This window comes from Roseomonas genomospecies 6 (genome assembly GCF_008365375.1).
Lineage (GTDB): Bacteria > Pseudomonadota > Alphaproteobacteria > Azospirillales > Azospirillaceae > Azospirillum.
This window is the reverse complement of sequence record NZ_QOKW01000013.1, coordinates 128,929-144,441: the sequence shown is the minus strand read 5'-3', so window position 1 is coordinate 144,441 and position 15,513 is coordinate 128,929. Positions and strand designations below refer to the sequence as shown.

The 15,513-nt window shown below is 71.2% G+C and carries 14 protein-coding genes and 2 tRNA genes; 7 read left to right on the top strand and 9 right to left on the bottom strand.

Going from position 1 to position 15,513, the window contains the following annotated elements; all coding sequences use genetic code 11:
- Positions 1–94: 94 nt before the first annotated feature.
- Complete coding sequence (locus DS843_RS17505) at positions 95–301, top strand: hypothetical protein (RefSeq protein ID WP_149470143.1); 207 nt, start codon at positions 95–97, stop codon at positions 299–301.
- 8 nt (positions 302–309) lie between these two features.
- Here DS843_RS17505 and DS843_RS17500 read toward each other — a convergent pair whose 3' ends face one another.
- A complete protein-coding gene (locus DS843_RS17500; protein ID WP_149470142.1) occupies positions 310–888 on the bottom strand; it encodes a hypothetical protein in 579 nt (192 codons plus the stop codon).
- Positions 889–1,099: 211 nt separating this feature from the next.
- On the opposite strand from DS843_RS17500, the gene DS843_RS17495 reads away from it, so the two are divergent.
- Positions 1,100–1,175: transfer RNA gene (locus DS843_RS17495), tRNA-Asn, on the top strand.
- Between the two features lie 4 nt (positions 1,176–1,179).
- A tRNA-Asp gene (locus DS843_RS17490) sits at positions 1,180–1,256 on the top strand.
- A gap of 49 nt (positions 1,257–1,305) precedes the next feature.
- Here the strand turns inward: DS843_RS17490 and DS843_RS17485 are convergent.
- Positions 1,306–1,917, bottom strand: a complete 612-nt coding sequence (locus DS843_RS17485) for a hypothetical protein (RefSeq protein WP_149470141.1) — start codon at positions 1,915–1,917, stop codon at positions 1,306–1,308.
- Between the two features lie 251 nt (positions 1,918–2,168).
- Here DS843_RS17485 and DS843_RS17480 point away from each other — a divergent pair, with 251 nt between their 5' ends.
- Together DS843_RS17480 and DS843_RS17470 are read left to right on the top strand one after the other, a co-directional pair.
- Positions 2,169–3,557 (top strand): DUF3300 domain-containing protein, encoded by a 1,389-nt coding sequence (locus tag DS843_RS17480; protein ID WP_286192156.1) that lies wholly within the window; start codon positions 2,169–2,171, stop codon positions 3,555–3,557.
- 28 nt (positions 3,558–3,585) lie between these two features.
- Positions 3,586–4,566, top strand: coding sequence for a DUF2950 family protein (locus DS843_RS17470; RefSeq protein WP_149470140.1), 981 nt, complete (start codon positions 3,586–3,588; stop codon positions 4,564–4,566).
- Positions 4,567–4,592: 26 nt separating this feature from the next.
- Here DS843_RS17470 and DS843_RS17465 read toward each other — a convergent pair whose 3' ends face one another.
- The 5 genes from DS843_RS17465 to DS843_RS17445 all read right to left on the bottom strand — a co-directional run bounded on the left by DS843_RS17465 (position 4,593) and on the right by DS843_RS17445 (position 9,869).
- Positions 4,593–4,985, bottom strand: a complete 393-nt coding sequence (locus DS843_RS17465; protein ID WP_149470139.1) for an EF-hand domain-containing protein — start codon at positions 4,983–4,985, stop codon at positions 4,593–4,595.
- Between the two features lie 226 nt (positions 4,986–5,211).
- Positions 5,212–6,852 carry an MFS transporter gene (locus tag DS843_RS17460; RefSeq protein WP_149470138.1) on the bottom strand — a complete coding sequence of 547 codons (1,641 nt, stop codon included), beginning with the start codon at positions 6,850–6,852 and terminating at the stop codon, positions 5,212–5,214.
- 17 nt (positions 6,853–6,869) lie between these two features.
- Positions 6,870–8,816, bottom strand: a complete 1,947-nt coding sequence (locus tag DS843_RS17455) for an amidohydrolase (protein WP_149470137.1) — start codon at positions 8,814–8,816, stop codon at positions 6,870–6,872.
- A complete protein-coding gene (locus tag DS843_RS17450; protein WP_149470136.1) occupies positions 8,813–9,112 on the bottom strand; it encodes a XapX domain-containing protein in 300 nt (99 codons plus the stop codon). Before DS843_RS17450 ends, DS843_RS17455 begins: the two co-directional genes overlap by 4 nt.
- An 85-nt stretch (positions 9,113–9,197) precedes the next feature.
- Positions 9,198–9,869: a hydrolase gene (locus DS843_RS17445; RefSeq protein ID WP_149470135.1), complete on the bottom strand. Its 672-nt coding sequence runs from the start codon at positions 9,867–9,869 to the stop codon at positions 9,198–9,200.
- Between the two features lie 197 nt (positions 9,870–10,066).
- Between DS843_RS17445 and DS843_RS17440 the strand changes: the two genes are divergently transcribed.
- Together DS843_RS17440 and DS843_RS17435 are read left to right on the top strand one after the other, a co-directional pair.
- Entirely contained in the window at positions 10,067–11,755 is a 1,689-nt protein-coding gene (locus tag DS843_RS17440) for an MASE4 domain-containing protein (protein ID WP_149470134.1), read from the top strand.
- On the top strand, positions 11,752–12,393 hold the full coding sequence (locus DS843_RS17435; RefSeq protein WP_149470133.1) for a response regulator transcription factor: 642 nt from the start codon (positions 11,752–11,754) through the stop codon (positions 12,391–12,393). The genes DS843_RS17440 and DS843_RS17435 overlap by 4 nt, the downstream gene beginning before the upstream one ends.
- 67 nt (positions 12,394–12,460) lie before the next feature.
- Here DS843_RS17435 and DS843_RS17430 read toward each other — a convergent pair whose 3' ends face one another.
- Positions 12,461–13,711 (bottom strand): glycosyltransferase family protein, encoded by a 1,251-nt coding sequence (locus DS843_RS17430; RefSeq protein ID WP_149470132.1) that lies wholly within the window; start codon positions 13,709–13,711, stop codon positions 12,461–12,463.
- Positions 13,712–13,720: 9 nt separating this feature from the next.
- Entirely contained in the window at positions 13,721–15,289 is a 1,569-nt protein-coding gene (locus DS843_RS17425; RefSeq protein ID WP_149470131.1) for a glycosyltransferase, read from the bottom strand.
- Between the last annotated feature and the right edge of the window lie 224 nt (positions 15,290–15,513).

The window sequence follows — 15,513 nt, the reverse complement described above, 5'->3', positions numbered from 1 at the left end:
CCGACCTATGGCGCAAGAGTCGTGGACGGGATCGGCGGGCCGGGTTAACGCCTTAAGGGACAGCCCTCACCACCAACGGCGGAGACCGGCGTAAATGCAGTTGGAAATCAATGCCTTCGTCAGTTCCCTCGGCAATGAATCGGAGCATGGCCCCGAGGCGCTGGACCGGGTGCGGGACAGCATCCGGTCCCTGGCGGACACGCTCGCCGCGCTGAACCTGGGCATCGTTCTGGAAGTGCGCGACGTGCAGCGTCTGCAGACCGTCGCCCGCATCGTCCAGGCCGACGCGCCGAACCGGTAACCGTCCCCTTACCGGCGCAGCGGGCAGGCCCGGCGCGCCAGACGGGCGTTCAGATCGCCGGGCTCCACCACCGGCTCGCCCTGGCTGCGCATCACGAAGCCGAAGGTGTCCATCACGCGGTCCAGGACGATTTCCTGATCGTCCGGGCGGCGGCTGACCATCACCACGGCGTAGCCGGCGGAGCGGGCCACCGCCGGTTCGCCGCGCAAGCCCCGCACGCCCCAGCCGGCCAGCGCGGTCTTGCAGCGGAACAACTCCACCGACAGGCCGGCGCCGCCGGTCGCCCCGGCCACCACATAGCCGGCGGCCACCGCCAGCGGAGCCAGCAGCCCGTCCCAATCCAGGCAATCCTCCCGCGACAGCCACATGCCGCCGACCGAGCAGGGGGCGGCGCCGATGGCCTCGCCGATCCCGGCGCGGAAGGCGCGCAGCACCTCCACGGCTTCCGCCGCCGGCATCGGCTCCACCCGGTTTCCGTCGGGCATCAGCATCAGGCGCCCGGCCCACTCGGTGGAGGGGGGAAGCTGCTCGGTGAGGCGGGCGAGGAGGGCTTCGCGCGCCTGGGCGAAGGGAACGACCTTGGACATGGGGAGCGGGGACCAGCGGCAGGAGACGGGACCGGGGCCGGAAGGAAGCGAAAGCAGGGCCGCGTGTCAACCGGTGCGCGAGGCTTTCGCCACATTCCGGCCCCATTGTCACGGCCCTGCGTCGCTCCGGCGGGCACGGCAGGGAAAATCCAACGGGTGGTTCGATTTCCCTTGCCAGCCCCCGGAAAGGGGCTTATAAGCCGGCCTCCGTTCCGGATTAGCTCAGTCGGTAGAGCAGCGGACTGTTAATCCGCGTGTCGCTGGTTCGAGTCCAGCATCCGGAGCCATATTGCGGGTGTAGCTCAGTTGGTTAGAGCGCCGGCCTGTCACGCCGGAGGCCGCGGGTTCAAGTCCCGTCACTCGCGCCACCTTCCCTCATCGGTGGCCTCGTCTTTCTCTCCCCTTATCGCATCTCCCCTACCGCATCACGGTGATCGCAGCGGCCTCCGTCCGGCGGATCACAACCTCGTCGCCGCGCTTCACCGTTTCCAGCCCCTGCACCTCCGGCGGCACCGGGACCGTGCGAACGCGGCCCTGCGGCCCGCGCAGGGTGACCGTCCGCCTCCCCAGATCGACGGCATCGACGACCTCCGTCACCTGGGTCGTGGTCACCGCCGACGCGCGCGGCATCTCGCCGACCGCGGCGCGGTCCACGCTGCTCCGTTCGACGACGCCCGGCCCACCGCCCGGCGGCTGGGTGACGATGTTCGTCAGGCGGACATATTCGGTCTGCACCGTATCCCCCACCTTGATGCGGTCGAAGTTCCGCACCTCGTCCCCGGCGGTCACCGCCTCCTCCCGCCCGTCTGGGAATTGCAGGATCACGGTCCGCGCCGCCTTGTCGATTCCGCGGACCTTGGCGGCGGAGCGGACGTTCTCGACCATGGACAGCCGCGGCGTCGCTTCGACACCCGTGGGCGCCGCGGCGGACGGCGTCATTGACGGCGGCGTTTCGGAAGCCGGCGTGCAGCCGGCCAGAGCCGCGCCGGTCAGAAGCACCGCGAGGAAGGCACGGACTCTGCGTTGCATGGCGATCTCTCCGCGACAGGGGACAAGACAAGGAATTTTGTCGGCGACAGTACACGGGCATCCGGCACCCCCGGCACGGCGGCGGGCGTAAGTTACCGTAATCGGGCCGGGCCAGTGGGGCGGGTTGGAACGGTAACTAACCCCGCCGGACCGCTTTGCGGCGCCGGCCTCCGCTAAGCTGCTTTCCTGCGACGGACGCCCCGGTGAAGGACGCCCCTGTGAAGGACGAGGACCAGCGACAGGAGAGCGCCATGCCATCCACGCGCCCGCACCACAGCGCCCGGAGTTCCCTGCCCCGGAACTCCTTGCCCCGGAACTCCTTGCCCCGGAACTGCTTGCGCGGTCCGGCCCTGCTCCTCGTCGCGGCGCTGATGCTGAACGCTCCGGCGGCCTGCGCGCAGCCGGTGTCGCAAGGCTCCGGCGCGGCCGCCGCCACGGACGGCGGAACCCCGCTGACGGCGGCGCAGTTGCAGACTCTGGTGGGCCGCGTCGCGCTCTACCCGGACGACCTTCTGGCCCTCGTCCTGCCCGCCGCCACCCAGCCGCTTCAGATCGTGGAGGCGCAGCGCTTCCTCGACAAGCGCAGCACCGACCCGAAGCTGACCCCGCCCAAGAAGTGGGACCCCAGCGTGGTCGCCCTGCTGAACTATCCCGACGTCGTCCGCCTGATGAACGACGACCTCGACTGGACACAGCAGCTCGGCGAGGCGGTGGTGCGCCAGCAGGAGGACGTGATGGCCGCGGTGCAGAGCTTCCGCCGCGCCGCACGGGACGCCGGGAATCTGGCGTCGGACGAGAAGCGCGTCGTGACCACGGAGACGATCACGGAGAAGGAGACCATCGTCGTGCGCTCCGCCGACCCGGAGGTGGTCTACGTGCCCAGCTACAACCCGACGACGGTCGTCTACGCGACGGCCCCCGGCGCGCCGCCGCCCTACTACTATTCTCCGCCCTACCCCTACTATTACAGCCCGGCGGCCACCTTCTTCACCGGGGCGGTGTTCGGTACGGCGTTGGGCTATGCGCTGTCCTGGAACGACAACGGCATCTACCGCGGGGACGTGAACGTCAACCGCAACGTCAACATCAACAATCAGAACCTGAACACCCGCATGAACCGCGTGTCGCAGAACAGCGAGAACCGCTGGCGGGCCAACAACACCGAGATCGGACGGCAGGAGGTCCGCCGCACCCAGGCGGCGGCGGGCGGACGGGCGGTGAACGCGCCGGTCAACTCCGCGCAGATCCGGCAGGGGCTGTCGCAGACGCCGAACCAAGGCGCGCGCCTGGATCAGCAGCGCGGCGATCTGCAACGCGCCGACCGCCCCCGAGCCGAGCAACCGCGTGTCGATCAACAACGCGCCGACCAACGGCGTGCCGATCAGCCGCGCGCCTCCGGCCTCGGCGACACCTCCACCCAGCGGTCGGCGGACCGGCGGACCGGCACCATGGACCGTCCCGATCCGGGGAGCGGCCGCAACGCCTTCTCCAGCATCGACCAGGGATCGCTCGCCAGCCGCCAGAGCCAGCGTGGGCACCAGAGCCTCGCCAGCTCCGGCCGGGCGGGCGGCTTCGGAGGCGGCGGGGGCGGCTTCAGCGGTGGAGGCCGGGGCGGCGGCGGGGGTGGCTTCCGCCGGTGACCGCGCGAATGAGGAAGGACGACGCACGATGCGAAAAGCTGACCTGTTCCGGGCGGTTTCCGCCGGCCTGCTCGCCGCCGTCCTGACGCTCGGCGGTGCCTGGGCGCAGACGGACCCAGCGCAGACGGACCTGTCACGAACTGACTTGGACCGCCGCAGCTTCGCCACGCCGGAAGCGGCGGCGGAGGCGCTGCGGACGGCGCTGACCGCCGACGACACGGCGGAGCTTCTGGCCATCTTCGGTCCGGAAAGCGCGGAGATCATCGACGGGCCGGACCCGGCCAGCGCCCGCATCGTCCGCCGGCAGGCGGCGAAGGCGGCGGCGGAGGGCATGATCCTGCACCGGCACGGCCCTGCGGACGCGCCGGATGGCGCGGAGCTGGTCATCGGCCGCGACGAATGGCCCTTCCCGATCCCGTTGCTGCGGACCGCCCAGGGCTGGATCTTCGACACGGAGGCCGGGGCGGACGAGATCTACGCGCGCCGCATCGGCGCCGACGAGTTGGACGCCATCGCCGCCCTGCGCGCCATGGTGCGGGCGCAGCAGGATTATGCGGCCCGGCACAAGAAGCGCGTCTACGCCCGCTACATCCAGAGCACGGCGGGCCGCAGCGACGGGCTGTGGTGGGACGCCGAGACGGCGAAGAAGGCGGGGCAGAGCCCGCTGTCCGCCTTCGTCGAGAAGCAGAAGGCCTTCCTGGAGGGCCGCCAGCCCGGCGACCCCTACCGTGGCTACACCTTCCGCATGCTGACCGCGCAGGGACCGGGCGCACCGGGCGGCGAGCGGAGCTTCTCCGCCAAGGACCCTCTGGCCGAGGACCATCTGGAGGGCGGCTTCGCCATCCTCGCCTGGCCCGCCGATTACGGGCAAAGCGGCATCATGACCTTCCAGGCCGGGCCGGACGGGCGCATCTGGCAGAAGGACCTGGGCGAGGACACCGAAGCCCTGGCCCAGACGATCTGGGCCTTCGACCCCTCCGACGGCTGGGAGCCGGTGAAGGAGCCCTGAGGCACCCGGCCCCCAGAGGCACCCGGTCAGGGTCGGATGCGCTGCCGGATGGCGGCGAACTCCTGCCGGTCGAGCGTGGAATCGTGGTTGGTGTCCGCAATGCGGAACGCCTCGTCGATGACCGTGATGAATTCCAGGCTGTCGATCCGCCCGTCCGGCCCGGCGGCTTCGGCGAAGACCTCGGGCCGCAGCGGCGTTTCGTCCGGCGTCAGCACGAGGTCGCGGTTGCGGTCCCAGACATAGAAGACCAGGATCTTGTTGTTCTGGAACTCCGCGTTCGAAATCCGCCCGTCGTGGTTCTCGTCGAACAGATCGAACACGTCGGCCCCCTGCCCCGTCCGGTCCGGCATCTCGGCGGCCATAACAGGTGCGGCAAGGGTTGCGAGGAGGATGGCGACCGGACCGGTGCTGCGGAACATGCTGTTGCTCCCGCTTCGTCGATGGTTCGCGCAACCATGCCGTCAAGGAAGGGGGCCGGCGCAGGTACCGTACCGAAACATACCGGCTGCGGCGTCAGAACTTGAACACCGCCTCCAGCCCGACGAAGCGGATCGTCTCCGAAGGTCCGGTATCCTCGCGGAAAGAGCCGGGCCGGAACAGCGAGTAGGACAGCAGCCCTTCGACCGTACGGCCCGTGGCACCGCCTTATGAAGCCTTTTCCGCACCGTGCTCCAGCGCCAGGAGATGCGACACCCGCGGCGGTCCGTCGCCGCGGTGGAAGACCAGCGCCTCCTTCTGCACATCCGCGTCGGCGTTCGACACGCGGCGGTGCTGGCGCTGGTGCTCCGCCCAGGATTCCACGAAGAACCACTCCAGCACCCGTTCCGGATCGCCGGAATCCTGGCTGACGCCCCAGGCGTAGGCGCCGTCCCGCCGCCGCGCCTCCGACAGGCGGAGGAGTGCGGCGTGGAAGGCGGGCTGGTCGGCGGCCACCACCCGGTACTCGATGGTGATCAGCACCGGGCCTCGGTCGTTGCGCACCGGTTCGGCGGTCAGCGGCTCCGGCCAATGGTTGGACGGGGTGAGGTCGGCCTCGCCCTCCGGCAGCGGCACGGCGCGGGAGAGGACCGCCACGGCGAGCAGCCCGGCGGCGCTGACCCACAGCGTGGCGGGCACGCCGATCCCGTCGGCCAGCGCGCCCCAGCCGAGGCTGCCCGCCGTCAGGGCGCCGTTGAAGACCGTCAGGTACAGCGCCAGACCGCGCCCGCGCACCCAGTTGGGCAGGATGGCCTGCGTCGTGGCGCTCAGCGTCGTCAGGACGGCGATCCAGGCCGCCCCGGCGGCCAGCAGGACCGGCAGCGCCAGCCAGCGCGGCGGGGCCAGCGCCAGGATGCCCATCACGACGGCGGTGACCAGCGCCGCCGCAAGCATGAGGCCATCCGCGCCCAGACGCTCGCGGACGCGCGGCAGGACGATCGCTCCGCCGATGGCCCCCGCCCCCACGGCGCCCAGCAGCAGCCCGTAGAAGCCCGGCCCGCCGCCCAGGATCGGCCCGGCCACGATGGGCAGCAAGGCCCACAGGGCGCTGGCGCAGGCGAAGAACAGCCCGGCGCGCAGGAAGACGCGGTGCAACTCCCGGCTGGCGCGGGCGTAGCGCAGCCCGGCGCGGAGCGCACCGCCGAACTGCTCCGACAGCGCGTCGCGGGTGTCTGGGGTGCGCCGCCACCACAGCAGGGCGGCCACCACGATGACGTAGGAGGTCACGTCCACGGCGTAGGTGGCGGCGGCCCCCGCGGCGGCCAGGATCGCACCGCCCGCCGCAGGGCCGATGGCGCGGGCGATGTTGATGCCCAGGCTGTTCAGCGCCACGGCGCCCTTCAGTTCGCCGCGGGGCACCAACTCCGGCACGATGGACTGCCAGACCGGCGCCATCAGCGCCGCCCCGACCCCACCCAGGAAGGTCAGCCCGGCGATGGAGGCCACGGTGGCGACCCCCAGCGCCGCCTGGATCATCAGCGCGGCGCTGACGCAGGCCAGCAGGCACTGGATGACGATCAGCATCCGCCGCCGGTCCATGATGTCGGACAGCACCCCCGCCGGGATCGCCAGCAGGAAGATCGGCAGCGACCCCGCCGCCTGGATCAGCGCGACGGTGGAAGGCGATCCCGACAGGTCGAGCACCAGCCACGCGCTCGCCACGTCGCGCATGAAGGTGCCGACGTTGCCCAGCACCGCCGCCACCCACAGAACGGCGAACAGGCGGTTGCGCAGAGGCGCGAAGGCGCCGGTGCGCCGCGTTTTGGGTGGCGGCGTGGCGCCGGGGGACGGAACGGCGTCGGCGGTCATGTCCTGCGCGTCCCCCCTCACACCGCCCAGCAGCCGCAGCCGAACACGCCCCAAAAGCTCCGCGCGTCCGCCGTGGGCACATCGGCGCCCAGCGCCGCCGCGTGGTCGTGTCCGTGCACGGCGCAGCCGGAATGGCATCCGCACTCCGCGGCCTGCTTTTGCGCGGCCTTGGGATCGCGGTGATAGCCGCCGACCGTGGCGACCGGCGACCAGTCGGGCATCGGCTTGGGCAGCGGCGGGGCGAGGCTGCCGTAATCGCCCTCTCCATGCACAACCGCGCCGCCCAGCAGGGTCAGGACGGAGCGGATGTGGGGGATGCGGTCCTCCGGCACGGTCATGCAGTCGTCGCTGAGCAGCGCCGCGTCGGCGAGTTGCCCGGCTTCGATCCGGCCCTTCTTCCCCTGTTCGTTGGAGAACCAGGTGTTGGCCTCCGTCCACAGGCGCAGCGCGGTCTCGCGGTCCAACCGGTTCGCCATGGGATAGAGCGACAGCCCGCCCACCGTCTTGCCGGTGATCAGCCAGGACAGCGAGACCCAGGGGTTGTAGCTGGCGACACGGGTGGCGTCCGTCCCGGCACCCACCGGCACCCCGGCGGCCAGCATCTTCGCGATGGGCGGCGTGGCCTCCGCCGCCTTGGCGCCGTAGCGCTCCACGAAATACTCGCCCTGATAGGCCATGCGGTGCTGCACGGCGATGCCGCCGCCGAGGGCCGCGATGCGGTCGATGTTGCGCTCGCTGATCGTCTCCGCATGGTCGAAGAACCAGTTCAGCCCTTGCAGCGGGATGTCCCGGTTGACCTTCTCGAACACGTCCAGCGCCCGCCCGATGGTCTCGTCGTAGGTGGCGTGCAGCCGCCAGGGCCAGCGCCGCTCGGCCAGCAGGCGCACCACCGGCTCCAGGTCCGTTTCCATGTTGGGCGGCATCTCGGGGCGGGCGACGCGGAAGTCCTCGAAGTCGGCGGCGGAATAGACCAGCATCTCGCCCGCCCCGTTCAGGCGGTAGCGGTCGTCGCCGTCGCCCGGCTTGACCTTGTCCGACCAAGTGGCGAAGTCCCGCAACTCCTCCTTCGGCTTCTGGGTGAACAGGTTGTAGGCGATGCGCAGCGTCATCTCGCCGTCGGCGTGCAGCTTCTCGATGATCGCGTAGTCTTCGGGATAGTTCTGGAAGCCGCCGCCCGCGTCGATCACGCTGGTCACGCCCAGACTGTTCAGCTCCCGCATGAAATGGCGGGTGGAGTTGACCTGATACTCCTCCGGCAGCTTCGGCCCCTTGGCGAGGGTGGAGTACAGGATCATCGCATTGGGCAGGGCCAGCAGCAGGCCGGTCGGGTTGCCCGCCGCGTCGCGCTGGATCTCGCCGCCCGGCGGGTTCGGCGTGTCCTTGCCGTAGCCCACCGCCCGCAACGCCGCCCCGTTCAGCAGCGCGCGGTCGTAGAGGTGCAGGATGAAGACCGGCGTGTCGGGGGCGGCGGCGTTGAGTTCCTCCAGCGTCGGCAGGCGCTTCTCGGCGAACTGGTGCTCGGTGAAGCCGCCGACGACGCGCACCCATTGCGGAGCCGGCGTGCGGGCCACCTGGGCGCGCAGCATCGCCATGGCGTCGGCCAGCGTCGGCACGCCGTCCCAGCGCAGCTCCATGGTGTAGTTCAGGCCGCCGCGGATGACGTGGATGTGGCTGTCGATCAGGCCGGGGATCAGGCGGCGCCCCTTGGCGTCGATCACCGCGGCATCGGGAGCCACGGCGGCGCGCACTTCGGCCTCCCGCCCCACGGCGAGGAAGCGCCCGTCGCGGATCGCCACGGCGTCGGCCTGCGGGTTGGTGCGGTCGAGGGTCGTGATCCGGGCGTTGACGATCAGAAGGTCGGAAGACGGCATGGCGGCACTCCCAAGGCGGGACATCAGGGGCGAGGCGAGCAGCGTGGCGGCGGCGGTACCGGCGATGGCGCCGCGCCGTCCGATCCCGGTCATGCCCGGCCTCGCGGCGCGGCATCCGGCGCCGGCTGGTTTGCGGCGCCCGCGTCCGGCGCGGCGGCGGTACCGGCCTGCGGCCCCAGGATGTGGCGGGCGCAATCGTTCTGGATGAAGGCCAGAACCGGCTGCCCGGCAAGCAGCCGCTTGACCACCGGCACGGCCTGTTCCCCGACCAGCATGCCGAGCAGACCGATCAGGGCGATGGTGGGCGGTGCGGGGGAGCGGACGCCGAGCAGCGCGTAGAGAATGCCGACCAGGACACCGGCGCCGAGGGAAAGCAGATAGGGCATCATGGCAAACCCGTCCTTCGTCCGGATAGGCGGAAAGGGCGGACCGCCCCGGGGAGGGTGCGGGGCCGGTCCGCCGCGACGCCGAAGGTCAGGCGGCGGCGCTGTGGCCGCCTTCCGACGCGCCGAACATCGTCTTGGCGTAGATGATGCCCAGACCGTAGGAGCCGCCGTACTTCCTGGCGATGCCGGTGGTCAGCTCGTAGGTTTCGCCGCGCGCCCAGTCGCGCTGGAGTTCCAGCATGTACTGGAGCGCGGTCATCGGGCGCACGCCGGCCTGGACCATGCGCTCCATGGCGCGCTCGTGCGCCTCCGCCGACACGTCGCCGCAGGCGTCGGCGATGACGTAGACCTCGAACCCCTGGTCGATGGCCGACAGGGTCGGCCCGACGATGCAGACCGAGGTCCACAGCCCGCAGAAGACCAGCCGGGTCTTGCCCAGCGCGTTCACCCGCCTGATGACGTTCGCGTCCTCCCAGGTGTTCATGGAGGTGCGGTCGGTGATCTCCGCCTCCAGGAAGGCCTCGGTGATCTCGGAGAAGATCGGGCCGGAGAAGCTCTTCTCCGCGACCGTGGTCAGGATCGTGGCGACGCCGAAGCCGGCGGCGGCGTGGGCGACCAGGGCGGTGTTGGTGCGCAGGGTCGTGGCGTCGATGGAATGGGTCGCGAAGGCCATTTGCGACTGATGGTCGATCATGATCAGCGCGTGGTCCTTCGGCGACACCAGGGTCTTGCCCGGAGTCGCGGTTGCGGTGATGGTCATGTCTCGTCCTCTTCTTTTTTGGGCGTCGGCGATCGGTCCAACGATGGAGCGAAGCATCGGCCAGGGACGGAGGGCCGCGACATTGAACTTGCGTTTGCCAGCGCTATACCTTGGTATATCAGGCCAAGGCGCCGCCCGACGCCGGTGCCGGACAGGGTAAAGGGAACGATGACCCGACGGCCGGTCGAGCGACGGTGATGCGCACGAGCGATTCTTCCGGACTTCATCAGCCAGGAGACCAGCGCCAGGGAGACCAGCGGTTTCTTCTGGCGACCCTGCCGCCCGGGGCGGGGCAGACGCGGCTTGCCGCCGGCACGGTGCTGGGGCTGCTGGCCGCGCTTGCCGCCGCGGCTCCCTTCGCCCGCCTGCCGCTGGACGGAACGGCGGTCCTGCTGCCCGCCTACGCCACCGCGGTCCTGCTGACGGAGCTGATGACCGCCGTCCTGCTGTTCGCCCTCTACGCCACGCAGCGCACGCCGGCCCTGCTGGCGCTCGCCGCCGGCTATCTGGTCACGGCGCTGCTGATCGTTCCCTGGGCGCTGACCTTCCCCGGAGTCTTCGCGCCGACCGGTCTGCTCGGCGCCGGGATGCAGAGCACCGCCGTCGTGGCCGCAGGGCGCCGCATCGGCCTGCCGCTGTTCTTCCTGATCTACGCGCTTCTGAAGGCCGCGGAGAGCGGCCCGCGCGAGGCGCACCGCCCGGCCCTGCCCGCCATCGCGGGAACCATGGCGCTGGCGGCGGGGCTGGCCGGAGGCCTCATGGTCCTGGCGCTCGCCGGGGACGCCGTGCTGCCGCGGTTGATGGCCGACACCATGCGGGAAGCGCCGCTGTGGCGGGTCGTCCCGGTGACGGCCCTGGCGCTCTGCGCCGCCGCGCTGGCCGTCCTGTGGCGGCAGCAGCGCTCTGTCCTGGATCTCTGGCTGATGGTCGTGCTGACCGCCTGGGCCATCGAGACCTGCCTGCTGAGCTTCATCAGCGGAGGGCGGTTCAGCGCCGGCTGGTGGTCGGGACGGATCTTCGGGCTGGCCGCCTCCAGCGTGGTCCTGCTGGTGCTGTTGGCGGAGATGACGACGCTGTACGGGCGGCTGGTCCGCTCGGTCGCGGCGGAGCGGCGGGTGCGCGACGCGCGGCTGGCCAGCCTGGAAGCGCTCTCCGCCTCCATCGCGCACGAGGTCAACCAGCCGCTGGCGAGCATGGTCACCAACGCGGGCGCGGGGCTGCGCTGGCTGGACCGCCCGTCGCCCGATCTGGTGGAGGCGCGGGCCGCGCTGAGGCGCATCTCCGACGACGGGCACCGCGCCGCCCGGGTGATCGCCTGCATCCGCGCCACCTTCCGCAAGGCCCCACCAGAGCGCCGCCGGCTGGACGTCAACGGCGTGATCCAGAGCGCGCTGGACCGCACGGAAGGCGAACGGCGGCTGAACCGGATCGCGCTGCGCACCGACCTTCAGCAGCGCCTGCCGCCGGTGAACGGCAGCCCGGTGCAGTTGGAACAGGTGCTTCTGAACCTGATCGCCAACGCCGACGACGCCATGAGCACCGTCACCGACCGTCCCCGCGTGCTGAGCATCCGCTCGCGCCGCCACGGTGCCGCGGACATCCTGGTGTCGGTGGAGGACACCGGCACCGGCCTGCAGGCGGACCATGGAGAACGGCTGTTCGAACCCTTCTTCACCACCAAGGAGCATGGTATCGGCATGGGCCTGACGATCTGCCGGTCGATCGTGGAGGCGCATGGCGGGCGGCTGTGGGGAGACGCCAACCACCCGCAGGGCGCCGCCTTCCGCTTCACGCTTCCCGCCGACGACGAACCGGAGCGTCCGGCGGCGGAGGCCGTCCTGGAGCGCCCTCCCCTGGAGCGGACGCCCCTGGAGCGAATGCAATGACCGACCGCGGCTTCGTCACCGAGGGCGCGCCCTTCGTCGCCATCATCGACGACGATCCGTCCATCCGGGAATCGCTGGTCAGCCTGCTGCGCTCCGTCGGCCTGGCCGCCCTGCCCTTCGCCTCGGCTCAGGAATTCCTTCAGCACCGCCTGCCCGACGCGCCGGGCTGCCTCGTGCTGGACGTGCGGCTGCCCGGCCAGAGCGGGCTGGAGTTCCAGCGGGAGCTGACCGGAGCGGGCATCCATCTGCCGGTCGTCTTCATCACCGGCCACGGCGACATTCCCATGTCGGTGACGGCGATGAAGGCCGGCGCCATCGAGTTCCTGGCCAAGCCCTTCCGCGACCAGGACCTGATCGACGCCGTCCACACCGGCATCGAGCGCGACCGCGGCCGCCGCCGCGCGCTGGACGCCCTGTCCGACCTGCACGGGCGTTTCCGAAGCCTGACCCCGCGCGAGCGGGAAGTGATGCGGCTGGTCGTCGCGGGGCAGCTCAACAAGCAGATCGCCGCCGAACTGAGCCTCAGCGAAATCACCGTGAAGGTCCACCGCGCCAACGTGATGCGCAAGATGCAGGCGAAATCCCTGCCCCATCTGGTGCGCCTCGCCGACAAGGCGGCGCCCGGCGGCGACTCCTGACCGCCGCCCCCGGAGTTCGTGAAAGACAGCGTGCCGTCCTTGTCGGCCCCCCGCGCTCCGGTTTCCGTCATTCTTCGGAACCGCGGGAATGCGCGGTCGCCGGCACGCCGGCCAGCACGCCGGCCAGCACGCCGGGAAGAATGCGTTCCAGCGACAACCGGTCGAACGCCCACTCCCGATGGGCGGCCCGCAGCCTCTCGCGGCGATCCGGGTCGTCCCGCAGCGCCGCCAACCGTTGCACGGCTTCCTCCCCGTCGCCGAAGGTCAGATCGGCCTCGAGGGGGCCGAACAGCGGGCCGCTGCCGGCGTGCCGCCAACTCACCAGCAGCCCGTCGCGCTTCAGGATCTCCAGGGTGCGCGGAAAGATGGCCGTGTCGTAGGCGAGGCTTCCGAAATCCAGGCAGGCCGCAGCCTCGTGATAGAGGGTGCGCGGGTGCGGGGACACCGGGTGCGCCGCGATGCCATGCCGGTCCCAGCCATCCCCCCACAGGGCGAAGGTCTCACCGAAGGCGTCGCGCAGGGCGGTGGCGAAGCGCCGGCGATTCTCCACCGCGAAGACCGCGGCGAAGGCCCGGTTGAAGCCCAGCGTCCAGGCCGGGTCGGCGGACGGCCCGGCCAGCCCGCACAGATCCATGGCCGCCGTCCGGTGCAGCGCCGGCTGCGCGCGCATCGCCTCGGCGACGGACTCGGCGGCGCGCAGGACGGAGGGTTCGGCGGGCTCCGCCGGAGAGCAGCCCTGCCCGAGATAGACGAAGCGTCCGGCGACCCGTGGCCTCTCGTCCCGGTCCCCGGCCTCCCCCGTCATGGCACGGTAGGGGTAGCGGACCAGCCCGGGCTCGGCCTGCGACATCCAGCGCTTGTAGAGATGCACCATGCCGCCGCTGTCCCGCAATGCGCAGATCCAGGGATGCACCCCCAGCGGGGCGTGGAACACCCGCGTCAGGCCCAGCCGCCCGCACTGTTCCGCCACGCCGGGGCACATGCACCACATCCGGACATTCTGGCGCGCCATCCAGCGGTCCGCCTCCGCCACCGCGGCGGGGGTGGCGGCGCCGATCTCCTCCAGCGGGTGCTTCAGGCAGATGTGGACGAGCGCGGGGCGCTTCCCGAAGGACGCCACGTAGGCGGTCAGCATCTCCACCGTGTCGCGCGGAATCTCGAACAGGTTCAGCGCCAGAATGGCGTCGATGGGCCGGTCGATCACCTCCTGCGAGATGTCGGGAAGCGCCAGCACCGACTCATGGCCCAACGCGATCAGGGCGGCGTGGATGGACCAGAGGATTTCCGACGTTCCCTGACCGCAGAGGAGAACGCGCATCGCCGCCTCTCACGCCCTCTGGCGGTACAGGGCCACGGCCTCGTCCAGCAGGGCGGCGAGGCGGGTGGCGTCGCCGCCCTCCCCCTGGACCGCCGCGAAGCGGGCACGGGCGGCGGCGCGGGCCTGCTCCAACCGCTCCGGAGAGGCCGCCAGCGCCGCGGCGCGCGCGACGAAGGCGTCCTCCTCCGCCACCAGGAAGTCCGGGCCGGCGACGCTCGCCACGTCGCCGCCGGGAAAGGACAGGATCGGCACGCCCGCGGCCAGCGCCTGCGCGGCGCTTGCCCCGCCGCCGGTGCGGCGCGGGTTCAGGCAGAGGCCGCACAGCCCCAGCAGCCCGTCCATCCGCTCCACCCAGCCCAGGCAACGCAGCCGCCCGGCGTGGCGGGAGGCGGCGATCCGCCCGGACAGCGCCCCGGCGTCCCCGGCGAACAGGACGACGGCGCTCGGGATCGCGTCGAGAAGCCGCTCCAGGAGGGAGAGGAAATCCGCCCCCACCTCCGCGTCCAGGCGGTTGCCGATCACCACGCAGGGAAAGGCATCCTCGGGAATGCCGAAATCCGCGCGCACGGCGGAGGGGGCGCCTTCGTCCCGGCGCAGCGACAGGCCCAGCCGGAAGGGCCGCCACGCGCGGGCGAAGCGTCCCCCTTCCGGCGGCGGGGTGGTCCCGCCGAAGTCCAGCGCGATGTCGGCCAGCGAGACGGGCGTTCCCGTGGTCGTCGGGATGCACAGCAGCGGGCGCGCCGCCCACAGCAGGTCGGCCAGCAGCACCGAACCGCCGAAGCCGATCACCACGTCCGGGTCGAACGCCTCGACCGCCGCCAGGAACCCCGTCAGCTTGCCCGCCGTCAGCCCCGGCTCGACCGAGGAGACGAGGCGGAAGCGCCGGTCCTCGAAGGCGATGAGCTGTTCGCCGTTCAACTGCGCCTCGATGGCCGCGGCGAAGGGCGGCACGAAGGGGCTGTGGTAGCGGTCCGGCATCATGTTGGTGTTGAGGATCAGCACCTCCCGCCCGGCGCCGCCCTGCAGCAGCGCCGCCTGCCGCAGCAGGTCGCGCGAGGGCTGGTGGTAGGCCGACAGGAGCTGGTTCGTGACCATCACCACCCGTCCGGTGTCCGGCGCCCCGGCGGGCCGGCGGGCCGGGCGCAGGTCCAGGCGCCGCGCCACCTCGCCCAGGAAGCGTTCGTAGAAGGGGAAGAGGCGGGCCGTGAAGAAATCGGGCATGGTCGCCGCGTCCATGCGCGTCAGGAAGATCTGGCGCTGCATGGACCAGTAGATCTGGTTGACGCCCTCCAGCGGCGCCAGATCCAGCACATTCTCCACCATGTCCAGGATGCGGGCGAAGCGCCGCAGGTCGCCGGAGATGTGGGCCAGCGCGGATTCCCGCAGGATCGGATCGGCCCCGGCTGCCGCCGCGTCCAGCGCGGCCATCAGCGCCGGGTCGGCGCCCAGCCCCGCGGCCCGCGCTTCCTCGCACAGGTCGGTGATGGCCTTCAGATCCTCCCCCGTGCCCGCGGGCCCGCACAGGCGCGCCGCGACCTCCCGGAGGAGGCTGGACATGCGGCTGGAGTCGTTCGGCATGACGGTGCTCCGGATCGGACGGGGAGCGGAAGCGGCGGAAGGGTCGGCGGGCTGCCTCCGCGTGCGCCCATCTCCTTTTAGGAGTGTGGTCCATCGCCGTCAATTCATCGCATGCGGGAGAGGGCGACGGGACCGATCGTCCGATGGTAGAAATATTTCAATATTTCAAAGATTTGCAGCGCCTCCCAATGAAGACGGGCGTCCTTTGCATCTTCCGGAAGGGC